The following is an 18,616-nucleotide window of genomic DNA, read 5'->3' as shown; positions in this document are numbered from 1 at the left end:
TCTCACACGATTCGGGCTTATTCTAGCCTCGCCGTCCGCGCCATCGCGAGCGCACGGTGGATAAGTCGTTATGTGGTCAGCCGTGCGACGGCCTCCGCCGGGGTCACATTCTCACGCGAGCCGTCGGCGCGGCGCTTCAACTCGACCTTGCCCTCGGCCAGTCCCTTCGGGCCGACCAGGATCTGCCACGGAATTCCGATCAGGTCGGCGGTGGCGAATTTGCCGCCGGCGCGCTGGTCAGTGTCGTCATAGAGCACGTCGACGCCCTTGGCGGAGAGCTCCTTGTAGAGCGCCTCGCAGGCGGCGTCGGTGTCGGCTGAGCCCTGCTTCAGGTTGAGGATCGCGGCGCGGAACGGCGCCACCTCTTCCGGCCATTTGATGCCGTTCTCGTCGTGGCAGGCCTCGATGATCGCGCCGACCAGCCGCGACACGCCGACGCCGTAGGAGCCGCCATGAACCGGCACGTCGACGCCGTCGGGGCCGGCGACCAGCGCCTTCATCTTGTCGGAATATTTGGTGCCGAAATAGAAGATTTGCCCGACCTCGATGCCGCGGGTGTTGAGCTTCTTGTCGGCCGGCACCTCGCGCTCGAAGCGCTCGGCGTCGTGGACGTCCTCGGTCGCCGCATAGACCGAGGTCCACTGCTTGATGATCGGGGTCAGATCGCCGTCGTAATCGACGTCGTCACCGGGCACCGGCAGGTTCAGCACGTCGCTGTCGCAGAACACCCCGGACTCGCCGGTCTCGGCCAGCACGATGAATTCGTGGGACAAGTCGCCGCCGATCGGGCCGGTCTCGGCACGCATCGGGATCGCCTTCAGGCCCATCCGGGCGAAGGTGCGCAGATAGGCGACGAACATCCGGTTGTAGGATTTGCGCGCCGCCGCCTCGTCGATGTCGAACGAATAGGCGTCCTTCATCAGGAATTCGCGGCCGCGCATCACGCCGAACCGCGGGCGCTGCTCGTCGCGGAATTTCCACTGGATGTGGTAGAGGTTGAGCGGCAGGTTCTTGTAGGAGCGGACATAGGCGCGGAAGATCTCGGTGATCATTTCCTCGTTGGTCGGCCCATACAGCAATTCGCGCTTATGCCGGTCGGTGATGCGCAGCATCTCCGGGCCGTAGGCGTCGTAGCGGCCGCTCTCGCGCCACAGGTCGGCCAATTGCAGCGTCGGCATCAGGCATTCGATCGCGCCGGCGCGGTTCTGTTCTTCCCTGACGATCTGCTCGATCTTCTTCAGCACCCGCAGGCCGAGCGGCAGCCAGGCGTAGATGCCGGCAGCTTCCTGCCGCATCATGCCGGCGCGCAGCATCAGCCGATGCGAGACGATTTCCGCCTCCTTCGGGGTTTCCTTCAGGATCGGCAAAAAGAACCGCGACAATCGCATGGGGATACTCAAGAATCGGTGGGACAAGGGCGGACGGCAGTGAAACCGGATTGAATGCCAAAACACAAGGGCGGGGCCGCAGCAAGGCGGAAAACCATGCCATCGCCGGTGCTGCGCTGCGGTCAAGGCAGCTCGAGCGGCGCCTCGAGCGACAGTTTGTCGAAATCATCGACCAGAATGCCGAGCCCGAGCCCCCAGCGGCCCGGCAAGGGCGCGGTCAGCGTCGCCCGCCAGCGGCCGTCGTCGCCGCGCCTCGCTTGGGCCGTGATCGGCTCGATCTGCAGCTCCGGCCGCGCCAGGGTCACGGTGACCGCCTGCGCGGCGAACGGCAGATGGGCAGGCGTGGCAAGCGCGACCGTGATCTCGACGCCGCCGGCCGCCGCGGCGACGCTGACCTGCGCCAGCAGGCGGTCGCTGCGGATCTCGGTGGTGATTGGCGGTTGCCGCGCAGCGGCAGTCGCCGCTGGCGGCGGCGTGAACCGCCACAGACCGACCACGCCGAGGATCGCCGCGACCACCGCCAGTTCGACCACGATCGAGCGCCGCAGCCACCGCCGCGCTGTGTCGCCTGCTTCGATCCGCGGCGTCAGCCACAGCCGGTTGCCCGCCGCGAGCGCCAGCAGGATCAGAACCAGCGCCAGCTTGGCGATCAGCACGCGGCCGTAGCCGCTGCGCCACAGCGCATCAAGGCGCGGCAACTCGATCAACATCAACGCGACACCGCTGCCGAGCAGCACCGCCACCGCCCAGGGAATGACGCGGGAAAACCGCCGCAGCGCCGGCAGCGCCACCTCGCCCGGCGCCCGCAACGCCGCGTAGAGCGGCAGCAGCGCGCCGATCCAGAACGCCAGGCTGACGCCGTGCAAGAAGACTGCGGCTGAGGCCAGCAGCCGCGGCGTGGCACTGGCGGCGTGGCCGCTCGACGCGAGCGCGGCTCCGACGCAGAGCATCGCCGCGGCTGACGCCGCCCTCGCCGCGCCGCGCGGCCAGCGCAGCGAGACAAGCCCGAGACCGAGCCCAAGCGCGGCGGCGGCGGCCGACCAGCCGAACGAGCCCCGCAGCCCGGCGCTCCAGACGGCGGCCGTCGCCAAGCCCGAAGCCGGCGCCTCGAGCGCGTCCAGTCCCTGCAGTCCGATGGCCAAGCCAACCGCGAGCAGCGCCGCCACGCCGCTTGCCGCGCAGATCGCGACAACGCGGCGGCGGCCCGGCGGTCGCAGCCAGGCCACGAAGAACGCGCCGCCGATGCCGACGAACAGTCCGATGTCGATGACCAGCTGCGCGGTCCAGATCGCCGCCTGCAGCGTGAAGGAATTGGCGCGCGCGAGTTGCGGCGCGGCGGCGGCCTGCGCGCCGATCGAAAAGCCGAACGAGCCGCCGACCGGGTGGCCGTCCTCCGACATCACCCGCCAACTGACGAGATAGCTGCCGGTCCGCAACGGCGACGGCGGCGTCAGGATCAGCATCGGCCCGCGCCGCGCGATGTCGGCGATCTCGATCGCCCGGCCATCGGCGGCGATGATCCGCACCAGGAGCGGCGTGACCTCGTCGCTGAAGGTCAGCGTCAGGGTGGCCGGCGCGGTGACGAGCACCGCGTCGGCGACCGGATCGGTTGCGACCAGACTGGCATGTGCGAGCGCCAGGCCGGGCTGCGCCAGCGCCAGTCCGATCCACAAGAGCGCCCGCGACAGCCAAAGCGCGACGCTTCGCGCTTTGGCAATGGGCGTCGCGGTCTGCCCGCTCAAGGCGCCTTCGGCTTCAATCGCAGCACCGGCGCCGGTTCGTGCAGCTTGTCGGCCGATTGACCGGCCGCAGGAATCTCGATCCAGCGGTTCACCCCCTGCTCGCATTCCTGCACCACCGGAAAGTACAGCGTCTGCCCCGCGCCGTCGGGCGTCTTCATCTGCAGGCCGAAGCTGTCGTAGAGATGGTCCGGCAACGGGCCGCCGCGCCACGACACTTCGTCGACCACTTCGGTGATGGTCTTGCCGTGCAGCCCGGCGACCGGGGCGTCGAGTTTGCGTTTCTTGATCTCGACGCTCCAGCCCGGCTTCATCTGCGGCTTCACCGACATCACGCCGTTCGGGATCTTCACCCGCACCGCGACCGTGGCGCTGCCGTCGCAGCCGTGGGGGACGTTCAGCGCGGCCTCGACATAGCTGCCGGCGGCGGCCTCATTGGGGCGGATGGTCACGTGGGCGTCGGCCGCGGTCGATCCGACGCCCACCACAACCGCCACCAGCGCAACGCGCGCGCAGCGCATCCCCGTCATCGCGCCGCTCACTTCGACATCTTCATGCCGGAGTGATCGGGCGCCATCTTGTGGGCGTCGCCGCTGCTGGCGGCCGGTGCCTGCGCGCCGACGCCCTGCACGTCGAGATTGACGTCGACCTTGCCGGCCTTCTCGAAGGTCAGCGTCACCGGCACCCGCGCGCCCTGGATCAGGCCACCCTTGAGGTCCATCAGCATCAGGTGATAACCGCCCGGTGCCAGCTTGATGCTTTGGCCCGGCGCAATCGCCAATCCCTTGTCGAGCGGCCGCATCGTCATCACGCCGTTATCCATGCTCATCTCATGCAGTTCGACCTTGCCGGCAATCGCAGCGGTGCCGCTCAGCAGACGGTCCGGCGCGGTGCCCTTATTCTCGATGGTGAGATAACCGCCGGCCACCTTGGCACCGCCCGGCGTGGCCCGGCTCCAGGGCTGCGTGATCAGCAGATCGCCGACCTTGGCGTCCTCGGCTTGCGCGGCGATTGTCGACACCAGGATCAGCGCCGCAGAGGCCATTACGCGGGATATCTTCATGGGTAGCTCCTTCTTTTGACAGAGGTCACTTCAGAACTTGATCTTGACGTCGGCGACATAGGTTCGCCCGGGAAACGGATGGAACAGCGTGTATTTGGCATTCCCGACATTATCGACGCCGAAATCCGCGGTCGCGGTTTCGCAAAATTTGTACTGCGCGCGCAGGTCCGACGACGGTGAAGCTGTCGAACGCGCCATAGACGTTGGAGATGATATCGGTGTTGTCCGGCGTCGAGTATTGCTTGCCGCTGCAGCGCATCGCTGCGGTCAGCGCCCAATAGGCGTCGGGCCGGTAGGTGGCCCCTAACGTGGCGCGCCAGTCCGGCACATAGGGCACTGGCGGGAAAATGAGCAGCGCGCCCAGCAGCAGCGTGCCGCGGCCGTCGACGGGTGGTAGGCGTCCCATGGAGAGTTCCCCGATGCCGGTACGCACCAGCTCACTGAGGCGTCAATGAAGCCGGCGCGCGCCGGCTTCGTGCACTGCGACGTGTCAGATCAGGAGAAAAGCGGGGGCGCCCGCGCCTGGGCATTGGAGCCGGCGCGCAGCGGCGTCGGCGCCGGAGTCGCCTGCAGCCAGAGCACGCGCTGATACTGCCGCTGCAAGGCGACGAAGCTCGGCGCCGGGGGATTGAGGGCGGCGCCGCCGGCCTGCGCCGCGGCGCAGAAACCGCAGCATTTGCTGTCAGGCTCGGCCGGACCGGCCGGAGCCGAGGGCTGGTCGGAGTCGTGCAGACCGCTGCAGATCGCGCTCAGCGACAGCGGATCGGAGATCGCCTGGGCCACGGCACGAACCGCCCCGATCGGCGCGATCAACTGCACCAACAAGGCCATCGCAACGAGGGGAAGATATCCCAGCCGTCGGCGCATGATCGCTGCCACCTCTCTGATCGATTCGGTATCATGCAAAAATACCGCTGTCGAGCAGTGCCCTCCGGCGGCTCTGCGCGCGCCGATTGTAAAGCTGTCTTGACAGCACTGCCCCACTGCTGGGCAGACCAGACCACTACGAGAATTCGGGGCCTGCTGTTTCGTTCCCTGCAAGCCTGAATTTTGGACGGTTGTTGCCGCGAATGATGACAAGTCAAAACAGATCGGTTACGAATTAGTTGCAGGCTAACCGCACGGTCTTAGTCTGGTGGTCCAAGTCTCGGGAGGAGCCCGACGCGCACAAGCAGCGTCACCCGTCAAATCAACGATAGACCTCAACGTAGGACGGGAAATAGGGTCGACACAGTTTTCGAGCAGGGCGCAACCCCTGCTCATTTTTTTGAGAGCGACTGTTTTTTCGAAACGATCAGCGCGCGCGTAGTTGTCGGCTGATCCTCCGCTTGCGCGCCGCACGCATCACAGCGGAATGCCCATCAGCTTGGTCAACCGCTCGACGTTGAAATAGCCGGCTCTGTAGGCCAGCATCGCGACGCCGTAGATCACTGCGGAAATCACCGTCGTCCACAGCACCTTGCGCAGCATCAAGGCTTGCACCGGCGCGCCTGGGTCATTGCCGGGACTCTGCGGCTCGGCGCCCTCGCCGCTTTCGGCCTGGTTACGCACGCCGAACGGCAAGGTGGCGAACAGCACCACCCACCACAGCACGAAGTAGATCGCGAGTGCGGTGGAGATGCTGGTCGCCATCGCTCAGGCCTGCTCGATCTCGACCAGCGCGCCGGAGAAATCCTTCGGATGCAGGAACAGCACCGGCTTGCCGTGCGCGCCGATCTTCGGGGTGCCGTCGCCGAGCACGCGGGCGCCTTCGCCGATCAATAGGTCGCGCGTGGCGATGATGTCGGCGACCTCGTAGCAGAGGTGATGAATGCCGCCGTCGGCGTTGCGCTCGAGGAACTTGGCGATCGGCGAGCTCTCGCCGAGCGGCTGCAGGAATTCGACCTTGGTGTTCGGCAAGCTCACGAACACGGTGATGACGCCGTGGTCGGGCAGCGGCACCGCCGCGGAAATCTCCGCGCCGAACGCCGCGCCATAGATTTTCGCGGCCTTCTCGGCGTCCTTCACCGCGATCGCCACATGGTTGAGCCGTCCCAGCATGATCCCCTCCGTGTTCGGTTCAAACCCGGTCTCTAGCGTCAAACCGTCAGCACGTGAACGTAGCACAAAGGCTTCTTGCCCCACTGCTCGTTGAGCGCCGAACGCACCGCGCGCCGCACCGATTCACCGACCGCATCGGGATCGCGCCGCTTCGCCTTGGGCAGCGTCTCCACCGTCGAGATCACCAGCTCGAACACCAGATCGTCGAGCGGCTCGCCCGCCGTGTTTTTCTCCGGGATGCCGACGAGTTCGACCTCGGGGTCGTCGGCCAGTTCGCCCTTGGCGTCGAGCGCGATCGCCACGAAGGCGCAGCCGGCGAAAGCGATCTTGCGGCGCTCGACCACGGCGCGCGACTTGGCGTCTTCGAGAATGTTGCCGTCCTTGTACAGCCGCCCCGACGGGATCTGTTCGATGATCGCCGGATCGCCCGGCCCGAGCCGCACCAGATCGCCGTTGACGCAGGTCAGCACCTTGGGCACGCCGCAGGCCCGCGCCAGCTTGGCGTGTTCGAACAGATGCAGCGCTTCGCCGTGCACCGGGATCAGCAGCTGCGGCCGCACCCAGGAGATCATCTCGCGCAATTCGTCGCGCCGCGGATGGCCGGAGACGTGCACCAGATGGGTGCGGTCGGTGATCACCTCGATGCCCTGCTTGATCAGCCCGTTGATGATGCCGCCGACCGACTTCTCGTTGCCGGGGATGGTGCGCGACGAAAAGATCACGCAGTCGCCCTTGTTCAGCGTGACCTGCGGGTGGTCGTCGTTGGCGATCCGCGCCAATGCGGCGCGCGGCTCGCCCTGGCTGCCGGTGCACAGCGCCAGCACCTTGTCCGGCGGAAAATGCCCATACAGATCGGCGCCGCGGAAATTCTGCACGCCGTCGAGATAGCCGGACTCGCGCGCCACCTGCACCACGCGCTCCATGGCGCGGCCAACCACCACCACTTCGCGACCGACCGCGCGGGCGGCATCGGCCACCGCGCGCAGCCGTGAGACGTTGGAGGCAAAGGTGGTGACCGCCACCCGGCCCTTGGCGTTCTTCACCAGTTCGGCGAGGGTCTTGGCGACCTCGGTCTCCGACGGCGAAGTGCCCTCGCGCACCGCGTTGGTGGAATCGCCGATCAGCGCCAGCACGCCCTCGTCGCCGAGCTCGCGCAAGCGGCGCTCGTCGGTCGGCTTGCCGATGATCGGGGTCTTGTCGATCTTCCAGTCGCCAGTGTGCAGCACCACGCCGACCGAGGTGCGGATCGCCAGCGCATGAGCTTCCGGAATCGAATGCGCCACCGGAATGAATTCGACGTTGAACGGGCCGAGGTCGACCTTGCCGCCGGACGGCACCACGGTGACCGGGATCTTCGGCGGATTGCGTTCGGCCTCGCATTTCGCCCGGAACAGCGCCGCGCTGAACTGGGTGGCGTAGATCGGGCATTTCAATTTCGGCCACAGATCCAGGATGGCGCCGAAATGGTCCTCATGGACGTGGGTCAGCACTAGCCCGACCAGGTTCTTGCGCTCCTTCTCCAGGAAGCGGATGTCCGGCATGATCAGGTCGATGCCGGGCAGATGCTCTTCGTCGCCGAACGACACGCCGAGATCGACCGCGAGCCACTTGCGCTGCGAACCTTTGCCGATGCCGTAAAGGTAAAGGTTCATGCCGATCTCACCGACGCCCCCCAATGGTGCGAAGGTGAGTTCATCTGGTCGTGTCATAATCAAGCTGCTCCCGCCGAAGCCGTCGAACTGAAATAAACGTCGCCCGCGGCGATCGGGATCTGTCGGCCTTCAGGCGTCCTGACAATCAGGCAGCCGGTGTCGTCGATGCTGTCGAATAGGCCTTCTACGGTGGTTGCGCCAGACCGGATCGAGACAGTCCCGCCAAGACCTGCGGCGTGCTGCAGCCATTGCCGGCGGATTTCGGCGAATCCCCGACCGAGGTCCCAGATCGCCCGATAGCTCGCCCAGTGATCCGACAGCGCCGCAAACAGCTGTTCCGCAGTGACATCCAGGCCGAGCGCCTTGAGCGAGGCGGCGGGATAAGGGGTGTCGCCGGGGGCCGCCACCACATTGGTGCCGATCCCGACCACCACCGCGAGCCTTCCGTCGGCGACCTCCTCGGCCTCGAGCAGAATGCCGGCGAGCTTGTGCGATCCGGCCAACACGTCGTTCGGCCATTTCAGCCGATAGTCGATCGCAGGGCCTTCCCCAACCGCCTGCGCGGTCAGCGTGCGCAGCGCCGCCTGCAACGCCAGTCCGGCTGCAAAGCCGAGCGTAGCGGCTGTGCCCGGCGCCACCTCCATCACTTCGAGAACGCTGCTCGCCAGATTGCCGCGCGGCGCGATCCACGAGCGCTGCCGCCGGCCGCGGCCCGCGGTCTGTTCGGTGGTGACCAGCCAGATCGGCCCCGCCTCGCCCTGGCGGGCACGCGCCATCGCCTCGGCATTGGTCGAGCCGATGCTGTCGAACGCGGCGACCCGGTAGCCCGCCGCGACAGCCTCTGCGCCGAGCGTCAACGTCATCTAGAACAGCGACTTCGCCGCGACCGTCGCGGCGCTGACCAGCGGCGCCGGGTAGACGAAGAACAGCAAGTTGAACAGACCCGCGACCGCTAGCACCGCGCGCAATTCGAACCGCACCGGATCGACCGCCGGCTTCGGCTCGTCGAAATACATCACCTTGACGATGCTGAGATAGTAATAGGCGCCGATCACGCTGGCGACGACGCCGATGATGGCCAGCGTGAACAGCCCGGCCTTGATCGCGGCGACGAAGACGTAGAATTTCGCGAAGAACCCGGCCAGCGGCGGAATTCCGGCGAGCGAGAACAGCAGCACCGCGAAGAAGAAGGCGAGTTGCGGATTGGTCCGCGACAGCCCGGAGAAATCGCTGATCTGCTCGACCGCAAAGCCGTTGCGCTTCATCGCCAGGATCACCGCGAACGCACCCAGCGTCATCGCCACATAGATCGAGATGTAAACCAGCACGCCCTGCGCGCCTTCCACCGTGCCGGCGGCGAGCCCGACCAGCGCGAAGCCGATATGGCCGATCGCCGAATAGGCCATCAGCCGCTTGATGTTCTTCTGGCCGATCGCGGCGAACGAGCCCAGCACCATCGAGGCGATCGCGACGAACACCACGATCTGCTGCCACTGCCCGAGCACGCTCGGAAACGCCGTCAGCACCACGCGGACGAACACCGCAAGCCCCGCAACCTTCGGCGCCGAGGCGAAGAACGCGGTGACCGGGGTCGGCGCGCCTTCATAGACGTCGGGCGTCCACATGTGGAACGGTACCGCCGAGACCTTGAAGCACAGCCCGGCCAGCAGGAACACCAGGCCGAACACCAGCCCGATATTGTTCTCCTTGGCGGCCGCGGCGATGCCGGCGAAATTCACCGTTCCGGTGAACCCGTAGATCAGCGAGGCGCCGTACAACAGCAAGCCCGACGACAGCGCGCCGAGCACAAAATACTTCAGGCCGGCCTCGTTGGATTTGGCGTCGTCGCGATTGATCGCCGCCACCACGTAGAGCGCCAGACTCATCAGTTCGAGGCCGAGATAGATCATGATCAGATCGCCGGCCGAGATCAGCACCATCATGCCGACCGAGGCCAGCACCACCAGGATCGAATATTCGAAGATCTTGCTCGATGGATCGGCGAGAAACTGCCGCGACAGGATCAGCGTCGCGGTCGAGCCGATCAGCGCCAGCACCTTCAGGAAGCGGGCGTAGTCGTCGACGATGAAGCTGCCGCCGAAGGTCTCCAGCCGCCCCGCCGGCAACAACAACTCGGCTGCCCCGGTCGCCACCAGCAGGCAGATCGCGAGGCCAGTGACGACGCCGGTGGTCTTCGGCCCGCCATAGGCGCCGATCATCAACAGCACCATGCCGCCGACCGTGAGCATCAGCTCCGGCAGCACGGGAAGCAATTGGTAGCCGGCCGCATCAAAAGTCATGGTGTCGCTTCCTGAGCTGCCGCAATCATGGCACGAGCGCAGCTGCCTTCACGGCAGAGGCTGCGGCGGCGTAAGTGGTGACGAGGTGCTGCACCGAGGCGGCCGACATGTCGAGCACCGGCTTCGGATAGACTCCGAACAGCAGCGTGAGGATGAGCAGCGGCACCAGCGTCAGGCTCTCGCGCCAGGTGAGATCCTTGATCGAGGCGAGCGACGGCTTGACCAGCGCGCCGAACACCACCTTGCGGTACAGCCACAGCGCATAGGCCGCAGACAAGATCACGCCGAGCGTGGCGACGGTCGCGGTCGGGATGTTGACCTTGAAGGTGCCGAGCAGCGTCAGGAATTCGCCGACGAAGCCCGAGGTGCCAGGCAGACCCACATTGGCCATGGTGAACACCATGAACACCACGGCATAGATCGGCATCCGGTTCACGAGGCCGCCATAGGCCGAAATCTCGCGGGTGTGCATGCGGTCGTAGACGATGCCGACGCAGAGGAACAGCGCACCGGAGACGATGCCGTGCGACACCATCTGGAATACGCCGCCGGCGACGCCCTGGGTGGTGCCGGCGAAGATCCCCATGGTGACGAAGCCCATATGCGCCACCGAGGAGTAGGCGATCAGCTTCTTGATGTCTTCCTGCATCAGCGCCACCAGCGAGGTGTAGACGATGGCGATCACCGACAGCGCGAAGATCAGCGGCGCGAAGTCGTGCGAGGCGTCGGGGAACATCGGCAGCGAGAACCGCAGGAAGCCGTAGCCGCCCATCTTCAGCATGATCGCGGCCAACACCACCGAGCCCGCGGTCGGCGCCTCGACGTGGGCGTCGGGCAACCAGGTGTGCACCGGCCACATCGGCATCTTCACCGCGAATGAGGCGAAGAAGGCGAGCCAGGCCCAGGTCTGCAGGCTGCGCGGCACCGCGGTGTGCATCAGCGTCGGAATGTCGGTGGTGCCGGCGTTGAGATACAGCGCCATGATCGCCAGCAGCATCAACACCGAGCCGAGCAGCGTGTAGAGGAAGAACTTGAACGAGGCGTAGACCCGGCGCGGGCCGCCCCACACCCCGATGATCAGGAACATCGGGATCAGGCCGCCTTCGAAGAACAGATAGAACAGCACCAAATCGAGCGCCGAGAAGGTGCCGATCATCAGCGTTTCCAGCACCAGGAACGCCATCATGTATTCGCCGACGCGGCGGGTGATCGATTTCCAGCTGGCGATGATGCAGAACGGCATCAGCGCCGTGGTCAGGATCACGAACGGCAGCGAAATGCCGTCGACCCCCATATGATAGCCGATGCCGGCGGCGAGCCAGGGCGCCTTTTCGACGAACTGGAAATCCGCCACGCTGGAATCGAACCGCGCCACCAGGATCAGCGACACCGCGAAGGTGATCAGCGTGGTCCACAGCGCGATCCAGCGCGCGTTGCGCTGCGCCGCCGGATCGGAGCCGCGGATCACCAACAGCAGCAGCGCGCCGACCAACGGCAGGAAGGTGACGACGGAAAGAATGGGCCAGGTCATGATGGAAGCCGACATTACCGGCCCCCCCCGCCGAGCATGAACCACGTAATCAGCCCGGCGACACCGACCAGCATCGCGAAGGCGTAGTGGTAGAGATAACCGGTCTGCAGCCGCACCGCGCCGCGGGTGATATCGAGCACCCGGGCGGAGATGCCGTCCGGTCCCAGCCCGTCGATGATGGTGCCATCGCCGGCCTTCCACAGGAAGCGGCCGATCCACTTCGCCGGCCGCACGAAGATCAGGTCGTACAATTCGTCGAAGTACCATTTGTTGAGCAGGAATTTGTACAGCAGCTGGTGCTGGTTGGCGAGCTCGACCGGCAGATAGGGCTTGCGGATGTAGAACATCCACGACACCACGAAGCCCAGCGCCATCATCGCGGTCGGCAAATAGGCCACCGCCACCGGAATGTGGTGCATCTCGTCGATGATGTGCGGGTTCATCTTCAGCGACTCGCGGAAGAACTCGCCGACGCCGTGGCCGGCGAACACTTCCTTGAACGGAAAGCCCGCGAGGATCGACCCGGCGGCCAGCACCACCAGCGGGATCAGCATCCAATACGGGCTCTCATGCGCGGCGTCGTAATTCTTCTGGTCGTGCGGCGTGCCGTGGAAGGTCTTGAAGATCAGCCGCCAAGAATAGAAAGAGGTCAGGCCGGCGGCGATCACCGTCATCAGGAAGCCGTAAAACGCCACGGATTTGTGCGAGGCGAACGCCGCCTCGATGATGGCATCCTTGGAGAAATAGCCGGCGGTGAGCGGGAAGCCGGTCAAAGCCAGGGTGCCGATCACCATCACGATGTAGGTGAAGGGGATCTTGTCCTTCAGCCCGCCCATCTTGCGGATGTCCTGCTCGTGGTGCATCGCGTGGATCACCGAACCCGAGCCCAAGAACAGCAGCGCCTTGAAGAAGGCGTGGGTGAACAGGTGGAACATGCCGACCGAATAGGCCCCCGTCCCCATCGCCACGAACATGTAGCCGAGCTGCGAGCAGGTCGAATAGGCGACGATGCGTTTGATGTCGTTCTGCACCAGGCCGATGGTCGCGGCGAAGAACGCGGTGGTGGCGCCGAAGAAGATCACCACGTTCTGCGCGTCCGGTGCCAGTTCGAACAGCGGCGACAGCCGGGCCACCATGAACACGCCCGCGGTCACCATGGTGGCGGCGTGGATCAGCGCCGACACCGGGGTCGGGCCCTCCATCGCGTCCGGCAGCCAGGTGTGCAGCAGGAACTGGGCGGATTTGCCCATCGCGCCCATGAACAGGAACAGGCAGGTCAGCGTCAGCGCGTCGGCGTGCCAGCCGAAGAAGTTAATTGTCTTGCCGGTGAGCCCCGGCGCCGCGGCGAAGATGGTCTCGAAATCGATCGAGCCCACCAGCATAAAGATCGCGAAGATGCCGAGCAGGAAGCCGAAATCGCCGATCCGATTGACCACGAAGGCCTTGATCGCGGCGGCATTGGCCTCGGGCTTTTGGTACCAGAATCCGATCAGCAGATAGCTGGCGAGACCGACGCCCTCCCAACCGAAGAACATCTGCACCAGATTGTCGGCGGTCACCAGCATCAGCATCGCGAAGGTGAACAGCGACAGATAGGCGAAGAACCGCGGCCGATGCGGGTCCTCGTTCATGTAGCCGATCGAATATAGGTGAACCAGCGACGACACGGTGTTGACCACCACCAGCATCACCGCGGTCAGGGTGTCGACCCGCAGCGACCACGCCACCTGCAGGTCGCCGGAGTTGATCCAGGGAAACAGCGGAATCCGGGCGTCGTGATGCATGAAGCCGACGTCCACCAGCGCCAGCCAGGACAGCCCGGCCGCAACCAGCAAGAGACCAGTGGTGATCAGCTCGGCGGCGCGGGAGCCCACGGCCGGCGTTTCGACCGGATGATCGTGGCCGTGGTCGTCATGCGCGGCATGGATCACAGCGGCGTCGCCGGTCGGCGCCGCATGGCCATGCGCGGCGTCGTGCTCGACGGTGTCGCCACTCGGGTTGCGGGCGTGGGCGCCGAACAGCGCGATCGCGGCTGCGAGCAGCGCGCCGATCAGCGGCAGGAATACGATGGCCTGGATCATCAGCCGCTCAGCCCTTCATCAGATTGATGTCTTTAACCGCGATCGAGCCGCGATTGCGGAAATACACCACCAGCACCGCCAGTCCGATCGCCGCTTCCGCGGCGGCGACCGTCAGCACCAGCAACGCGAATACCTGGCCGACGATGTCGTGCAGGAACGCCGAGAACGCCACCAGGTTGATATTCACCGCCAGCAGCATCAGCTCGATCGACATCAGGATGACGATGACGTTCTTGCGGTTGAGAAAGATGCCGAGCGTGCCGATCGTGAACAGGATCGCCGCGACCGAGAGGAAATGTCCGAGACCGACCGTGATCATTGCACCCACTCCGCCGCGTCCGCGTCCTGCAGCCCCTGCCCCGACGCCACCTTGCGCACGTCCATCGCGGTCTCCGGGTTGCGCGCGTTCTGAGCGGAAATGTTCTGCCGCTTGACGCTGACCCGGTGCCGCATCGTCAGCACGATCGCGCCGATCATCGCCACCAGCAGGATCAAGCCCGAGATCTGGAAGTAATGGATGTAGCGGGTGTACAGCACCATGCCGAGCGCTTCGGTGTTGCTGATATTGTCCGGGATCGGCGCGGTGATGGCTTTGGTCAGGGTCGGATGGATCACCCAACCGCCGGCCAACAGCAGCAATTCGGCGAGGAAGATCACGCCGATCAAGAGGCCGAACGGCAGATATTCGAAAAACCCTTCGCGCAGCTGCTTGAAGTCGATGTCCAGCATCATGATGACGAACAGGAACAACACCGCGACGGCGCCGACATAGACGATGATCAGGATCATCGCCAAGAACTCGGCGCCCATCAGCATGAACAGGCCTGCGGCGTTGACGAACACCAGGATCAGGAACAGCACCGCGTGCACCGGGTTGCGCGACACGATCACCATGGTGGCGGCCGCCACGCAGACGCCGGAGTAGAGATAGAAGAACAGATCAGGAAGGGTCATGCGCTCATCTCACCGGTATGGCGCATCGAGTTCGATGCTCTTCGCGATTTCACGTTCCCAGCGGTCGCCATTGGCGAGCAATTTCGCCTTGTCATAATACAGCTCCTCGCGGGTCTCGGTGGCGAATTCGAAATTCGGCCCCTCGACGATGGCGTCGACCGGACAGGCCTCCTGGCACAGCCCGCAATAGATGCACTTCACCATGTCGATGTCGTAGCGCACGGTGCGCCGCGTGCCGTCGTTGCGGCGCGGCCCGGCCTCGATGGTGATCGCCTGGGCGGGACATACCGCTTCGCACAATTTGCAGGCGATGCAGCGTTCCTCGCCGTTGGGATAACGACGCAGCGCGTGTTCGCCGCGGAACCGCGGCGAGATCGGGTTCTTCTCGAACGGATAATTGATCGTCGGCTTCGGCTTGAAGAAGTAGCGCATGGCGAGAAAGAACGCCGAAACGAACTCCGTCAACAGCAGCGAACGTGCAGCAGCGGTAACCCTCATGACGACCTCATTGCGGCGCGAGCCCCGCGAATTGCAGCACGCCTGCGACGATCACCACCATCACCAGCGAGAGCGGTAGGAAGACCTTCCAGCCCAGCCGCATCAGCTGGTCATAGCGGTAGCGCGGCACGATCGCCTTCGCCATCGCGAACAGGAAGAACATGAAGAAGCCCTTGAGCATGAACCAGATGATGCCCGGGACCCAAGTGAACGGCGCGTAGGGCACCGGCGGCAGCCAGCCGCCCAAGAACAGGATCGCGCCCATCGCGCACATCGTGGTGATGGCGACGTATTCGCCAAGCATGAACAAAAGATACGGCGTCGAGGCGTATTCCACCATGAAGCCGGCGACCAGTTCGGATTCGGCTTCCACCAGATCGAACGGCGGGCGGTTGGTTTCCGCCAGCGCCGAGACGTAGAAGATCACGAACACCGGGAACAGCGGTAGCCAGTACCAGCCGAGCAGCCCCCATTTGGTGTTTTGCGCCTCCACGATCGCGGTGAGGTTGAGCGAGCCGACGCAGAGCAGCACCGCGATGATCACGAAGCCGATCGAGACCTCGTAGGACACCATCTGCGCCGCCGAGCGCAGCGCAGCCAGGAACGGGTATTTCGAGTTCGACGACCAGCCGGCCATGATGATGCCGTAGACCGAGAGCGACGACACCGCGAGGATGTACAGCACGCCGACGTTGATGTCGGCGATCACCCAGCCGGCATTGACCGGGATCACCGCCCAGGCTGCCAGCGCCAGCACGCAGGAGACCAATGGTGCCAGCAGGAACACGCCCTTGTTGGCGCCCGACGGGATCATCGGCTCCTTGAACACGAATTTCAGCAGGTCGGCGAAGGATTGCAGCAATCCCCACGGCCCGACCACGTTGGGGCCGCGGCGGATTTGCACCGCCGCCCAGATCTTGCGATCGGCCAGAAGGATATAGGCAATGGTGATCAGCAGCAGGATGAGCAGCAACAGGCTCTGCCCGATCACCACCAACAGCGGCCACAGATAACTGGTCCAGAATTCGGCCATCAGTCGCTCACTCCGCCGCGGTCAAGATCTGGCCGGAGGCCACGCGCGAACATTCCGCCATCACCGCCGAAGCGCGGGCGATCGGGTTGGTCAGGTAGAAGTCGCCGATCGGCGACAGCAGCGGCGCCTTGCCGACCGCGCCGCCGCCGCGCCGCGCGAGCACGGCGAGCGCCGCCGGATCCGCCGGGGCGATCTGATCGATCCGCAACAGATGCGGCACCTTTTCAGTCAGCGCCTTGCGCAGCGCGCCAAGGGAATCATACGGCAGCGTGGCGCCGAGCGCGTCGGACAAGGCACGAACGATCGCCCAGTCCTCGCGCGCCTCACCCGGCGGAAACGCCGCGCGGCCGGTGATCTGCACTCGGCCTTCGGTGTTGACGTAGATCGCAGACTTCTCGGTGTAGGCGGCACCCGGCAGGATGACGTCGGCGCGATGCGCGCCGCGGTCGCCGTGGGTGCCGATATAGACCACGAAGGCATCGGCCGGCAGCTTGATCTCGTCGGCGCCGAGCGAAAACACCACGTCGAGCGCGCCTTCTGCGGCCATCTGCGCCGCAGTCAGCCCGCCCTCGCCCGGCGCAAAGCCGATGTCGAGCGCGCCGACGCTGGAGGCCGCACTGTGCAAGACCGCAAAGCCGTTCCAGCCGTCCTTGACCGCACCGATATCGTTCGCAAGCTTCGCGGCCATCGCCAGCAGCGCCGCGCCGTCGGAGCGCGCGGTGACGCCGGCGCCGACCAGCACGATCGGGTTGTTGGCGCCCTTCAGCACCTCGGCGAACGACTGTTTGCCGGCGGCCAACTCGCTCAACGTATCCACGCCGGCTCCGAGGTAGTCGTATTTGTAGGTCAGCTCGGCGTGATCGCCGATCACGGCGATCTTCAACTGGCCGGTGCGCCAGCGCTTGCGGATCCGGGCGTTCAGCACCGCGGCTTCCCTGCGCGGGTTGCAGCCGATGATCAACAGCGCATCGGCCTGCTCGATGCCGGCGATGGTCGGGTTGAAGATGTAGGAGGCGCGACCAAGGCTCGGGTCGAAGGCGTGGGTGGCCTCGGTTGCGAGATTGGCCGAGCCGAGCCGGGTCAGCAGGTCCTTCAGCGCGAACATCTCTTCGACCGCGGCGAGGTCGCCGGCGATCGCGCCGATCCGCTTGCCCTTGACGTCCTTGAGCTTGGCGGCGATCGCCGCAAACGCTTCCGACCAGCTCGCCGCGCGCAGCTTGCCATTCTCCCTCACATAGGGCCGGTCGAGCCGCTGGGCGCGCAGGCCATCGACGATGTGGCGGGTCTTGTCGGAGATCCACTCCTCGTTCACCGCCTCGTTGACGCGCGGCAGGATCCGCATCACTTCGCGGCCCCTCGTATCGACCCGGATCGCCGAGCCGACCGCGTCCATCACGTCGATCGACTGGGTCTTGCCGAGTTCCCAGGGTCGCGCCGCGAACGCATAGGGCTTCGACGTCAAGGCACCGACCGGGCAGATGTCGACCAGATTGCCCTGCAGCTCCGAGGTCAGCGCGCTTTCCAGATAGGTGGTGATCTCGACGTCCTCGCCGCGGCCGATCGCGCCCATCTCCGGCAGGCCGCAGACTTCGGCGGCGAAACGCACGCAGCGGGTGCACTGGATGCAGCGGTTCATCGAGGTCTTGACCAGCACGCCGAGATACTTGTCCTCGACCGCGCGCTTGTTCTCGGCGAACCGGCTGGTGTCGACGCCGTAGCCCATCGCCTGGTCCTGCAGGTCGCACTCGCCGCCCTGGTCGCAGATCGGACAATCCAACGGATGGTTGATCAGCAGGAATTCCATCACGCCTTCGCGGGCCTTCTTCACCATCGGCGAGCGGGTGGAGATTTCCGGCGGCTCGCCCTTGGGACCCGGCCGGCAGTCGCGCACGCCCCAGGCGCAGCTCGCCACCGGCTTCGGCGTGCCCTTCACCTCGACCAGACACATCCGGCAATTGCCGGCGATCGACAGCCGCTCGTGATAGCAGAACCGCGGAATTTCCGCGCCGGCGGCCTCGCAGGCCTGCATCAGCGTGTACTCCGGCGGGACCTCGATTTCCTTGCCGTCGACGATGAGCTTGATCATTTGGTTACGGTCGCTCTCAATATTCGCCAAAAACTCGTCAGTGCGCCTGATCCGTCAGTTCGAGCCGTCGCTCGATCCGGTCCACGCGCCATTCCAGACGGTCGAGCCGGCGATTGACGCCTGCAATGCTTTCCTCGACCGCCGTCATGCGGACTTTAAGGTCATGCGCGTCATCTAAAACGCGATCGAGCTTTTCATCGAGCCGCCGCAGATAGACCAGCACAAGATTGTCGGGTTCGTCGGCCATCGCC

At 65.3% G+C, this 18,616-nt stretch carries 19 protein-coding genes; all 19 read right to left on the bottom strand.

Annotation, left to right across the window (positions count from 1 at the left end):
• Positions 1–68 precede the first annotated feature (68 nt).
• The 19 genes from proS to RPC_RS12060 all read right to left on the bottom strand — a co-directional run bounded on the left by proS (position 69) and on the right by RPC_RS12060 (position 18,612).
• Positions 69–1,388 (bottom strand): proline--tRNA ligase, encoded by a 1,320-nt coding sequence (gene proS / locus RPC_RS12145; RefSeq protein WP_011472875.1) that lies wholly within the window; start codon positions 1,386–1,388, stop codon positions 69–71.
• Positions 1,389–1,510: 122 nt separating this feature from the next.
• Entirely contained in the window at positions 1,511–3,130 is a 1,620-nt protein-coding gene (locus tag RPC_RS12140; RefSeq protein ID WP_011472874.1) for a FixH family protein, read from the bottom strand.
• On the bottom strand, positions 3,127–3,648 hold the full coding sequence (locus RPC_RS12135) for a YcnI family protein (protein ID WP_041801748.1): 522 nt from the start codon (positions 3,646–3,648) through the stop codon (positions 3,127–3,129). Before RPC_RS12135 ends, RPC_RS12140 begins: the two co-directional genes overlap by 4 nt.
• A gap of 17 nt (positions 3,649–3,665) precedes the next feature.
• The gene (locus RPC_RS12130; RefSeq protein WP_011472872.1) at positions 3,666–4,190 is read right to left on the bottom strand and encodes a copper chaperone PCu(A)C; all 525 of its coding nucleotides are present in this window, start codon (positions 4,188–4,190) and stop codon (positions 3,666–3,668) included.
• A gap of 109 nt (positions 4,191–4,299) precedes the next feature.
• The gene (locus tag RPC_RS26180; RefSeq protein ID WP_157043197.1) at positions 4,300–4,623 is read right to left on the bottom strand and encodes a hypothetical protein; all 324 of its coding nucleotides are present in this window, start codon (positions 4,621–4,623) and stop codon (positions 4,300–4,302) included.
• A 62-nt stretch (positions 4,624–4,685) separates the two neighbouring features.
• Complete coding sequence (locus tag RPC_RS12125) at positions 4,686–5,021, bottom strand: DUF2946 family protein (RefSeq protein WP_415914841.1); 336 nt, start codon at positions 5,019–5,021, stop codon at positions 4,686–4,688.
• A gap of 513 nt (positions 5,022–5,534) precedes the next feature.
• Positions 5,535–5,822 carry a DUF1467 family protein gene (locus RPC_RS12120; protein ID WP_011472870.1) on the bottom strand — a complete coding sequence of 96 codons (288 nt, stop codon included), beginning with the start codon at positions 5,820–5,822 and terminating at the stop codon, positions 5,535–5,537.
• A 3-nt stretch (positions 5,823–5,825) separates the two neighbouring features.
• Entirely contained in the window at positions 5,826–6,230 is a 405-nt protein-coding gene (gene mce / locus RPC_RS12115; RefSeq protein ID WP_011472869.1) for a methylmalonyl-CoA epimerase, read from the bottom strand.
• 38 nt (positions 6,231–6,268) lie between these two features.
• Positions 6,269–7,939, bottom strand: coding sequence for a ribonuclease J (locus RPC_RS12110; RefSeq protein WP_011472868.1), 1,671 nt, complete (start codon positions 7,937–7,939; stop codon positions 6,269–6,271).
• 2 nt (positions 7,940–7,941) lie between these two features.
• Complete coding sequence (locus RPC_RS12105) at positions 7,942–8,745, bottom strand: biotin--[acetyl-CoA-carboxylase] ligase (protein ID WP_011472867.1); 804 nt, start codon at positions 8,743–8,745, stop codon at positions 7,942–7,944.
• Positions 8,746–10,182 carry an NADH-quinone oxidoreductase subunit NuoN gene (gene nuoN / locus RPC_RS12100; RefSeq protein WP_011472866.1) on the bottom strand — a complete coding sequence of 479 codons (1,437 nt, stop codon included), beginning with the start codon at positions 10,180–10,182 and terminating at the stop codon, positions 8,746–8,748.
• A 25-nt stretch (positions 10,183–10,207) separates the two neighbouring features.
• The gene (locus tag RPC_RS12095; protein ID WP_085978919.1) at positions 10,208–11,716 is read right to left on the bottom strand and encodes an NADH-quinone oxidoreductase subunit M; all 1,509 of its coding nucleotides are present in this window, start codon (positions 11,714–11,716) and stop codon (positions 10,208–10,210) included.
• Between the two features lie 11 nt (positions 11,717–11,727).
• The gene (nuoL, locus tag RPC_RS12090; protein ID WP_011472864.1) at positions 11,728–13,794 is read right to left on the bottom strand and encodes an NADH-quinone oxidoreductase subunit L; all 2,067 of its coding nucleotides are present in this window, start codon (positions 13,792–13,794) and stop codon (positions 11,728–11,730) included.
• A gap of 7 nt (positions 13,795–13,801) precedes the next feature.
• Complete coding sequence (gene nuoK, locus RPC_RS12085; protein ID WP_041802760.1) at positions 13,802–14,110, bottom strand: NADH-quinone oxidoreductase subunit NuoK; 309 nt, start codon at positions 14,108–14,110, stop codon at positions 13,802–13,804.
• Positions 14,110–14,748 carry an NADH-quinone oxidoreductase subunit J gene (locus RPC_RS12080; protein ID WP_011472862.1) on the bottom strand — a complete coding sequence of 213 codons (639 nt, stop codon included), beginning with the start codon at positions 14,746–14,748 and terminating at the stop codon, positions 14,110–14,112. The genes nuoK and RPC_RS12080 overlap by 1 nt, the downstream gene beginning before the upstream one ends.
• Before the next feature lie 9 nt (positions 14,749–14,757).
• Positions 14,758–15,246, bottom strand: a complete 489-nt coding sequence (gene nuoI / locus RPC_RS12075) for an NADH-quinone oxidoreductase subunit NuoI (protein WP_011472861.1) — start codon at positions 15,244–15,246, stop codon at positions 14,758–14,760.
• A 7-nt stretch (positions 15,247–15,253) separates the two neighbouring features.
• Positions 15,254–16,279 (bottom strand): NADH-quinone oxidoreductase subunit NuoH, encoded by a 1,026-nt coding sequence (gene nuoH, locus RPC_RS12070; protein WP_011472860.1) that lies wholly within the window; start codon positions 16,277–16,279, stop codon positions 15,254–15,256.
• A 7-nt stretch (positions 16,280–16,286) separates the two neighbouring features.
• On the bottom strand, positions 16,287–18,365 hold the full coding sequence (nuoG, locus tag RPC_RS12065; protein ID WP_011472859.1) for an NADH-quinone oxidoreductase subunit NuoG: 2,079 nt from the start codon (positions 18,363–18,365) through the stop codon (positions 16,287–16,289).
• A 37-nt stretch (positions 18,366–18,402) separates the two neighbouring features.
• Complete coding sequence (locus RPC_RS12060) at positions 18,403–18,612, bottom strand: hypothetical protein (RefSeq protein WP_011472858.1); 210 nt, start codon at positions 18,610–18,612, stop codon at positions 18,403–18,405.
• Positions 18,613–18,616: the final 4 nt, after the last annotated feature.

Source organism: Rhodopseudomonas palustris BisB18 (assembly GCF_000013745.1).
Taxonomy (GTDB): Bacteria; Pseudomonadota; Alphaproteobacteria; order Rhizobiales; family Xanthobacteraceae; genus Rhodopseudomonas_A; species Rhodopseudomonas_A palustris_F.
The sequence above is the reverse complement of the archived record's forward strand: the minus strand, read 5'-3'. Positions and strand labels throughout refer to the sequence as shown.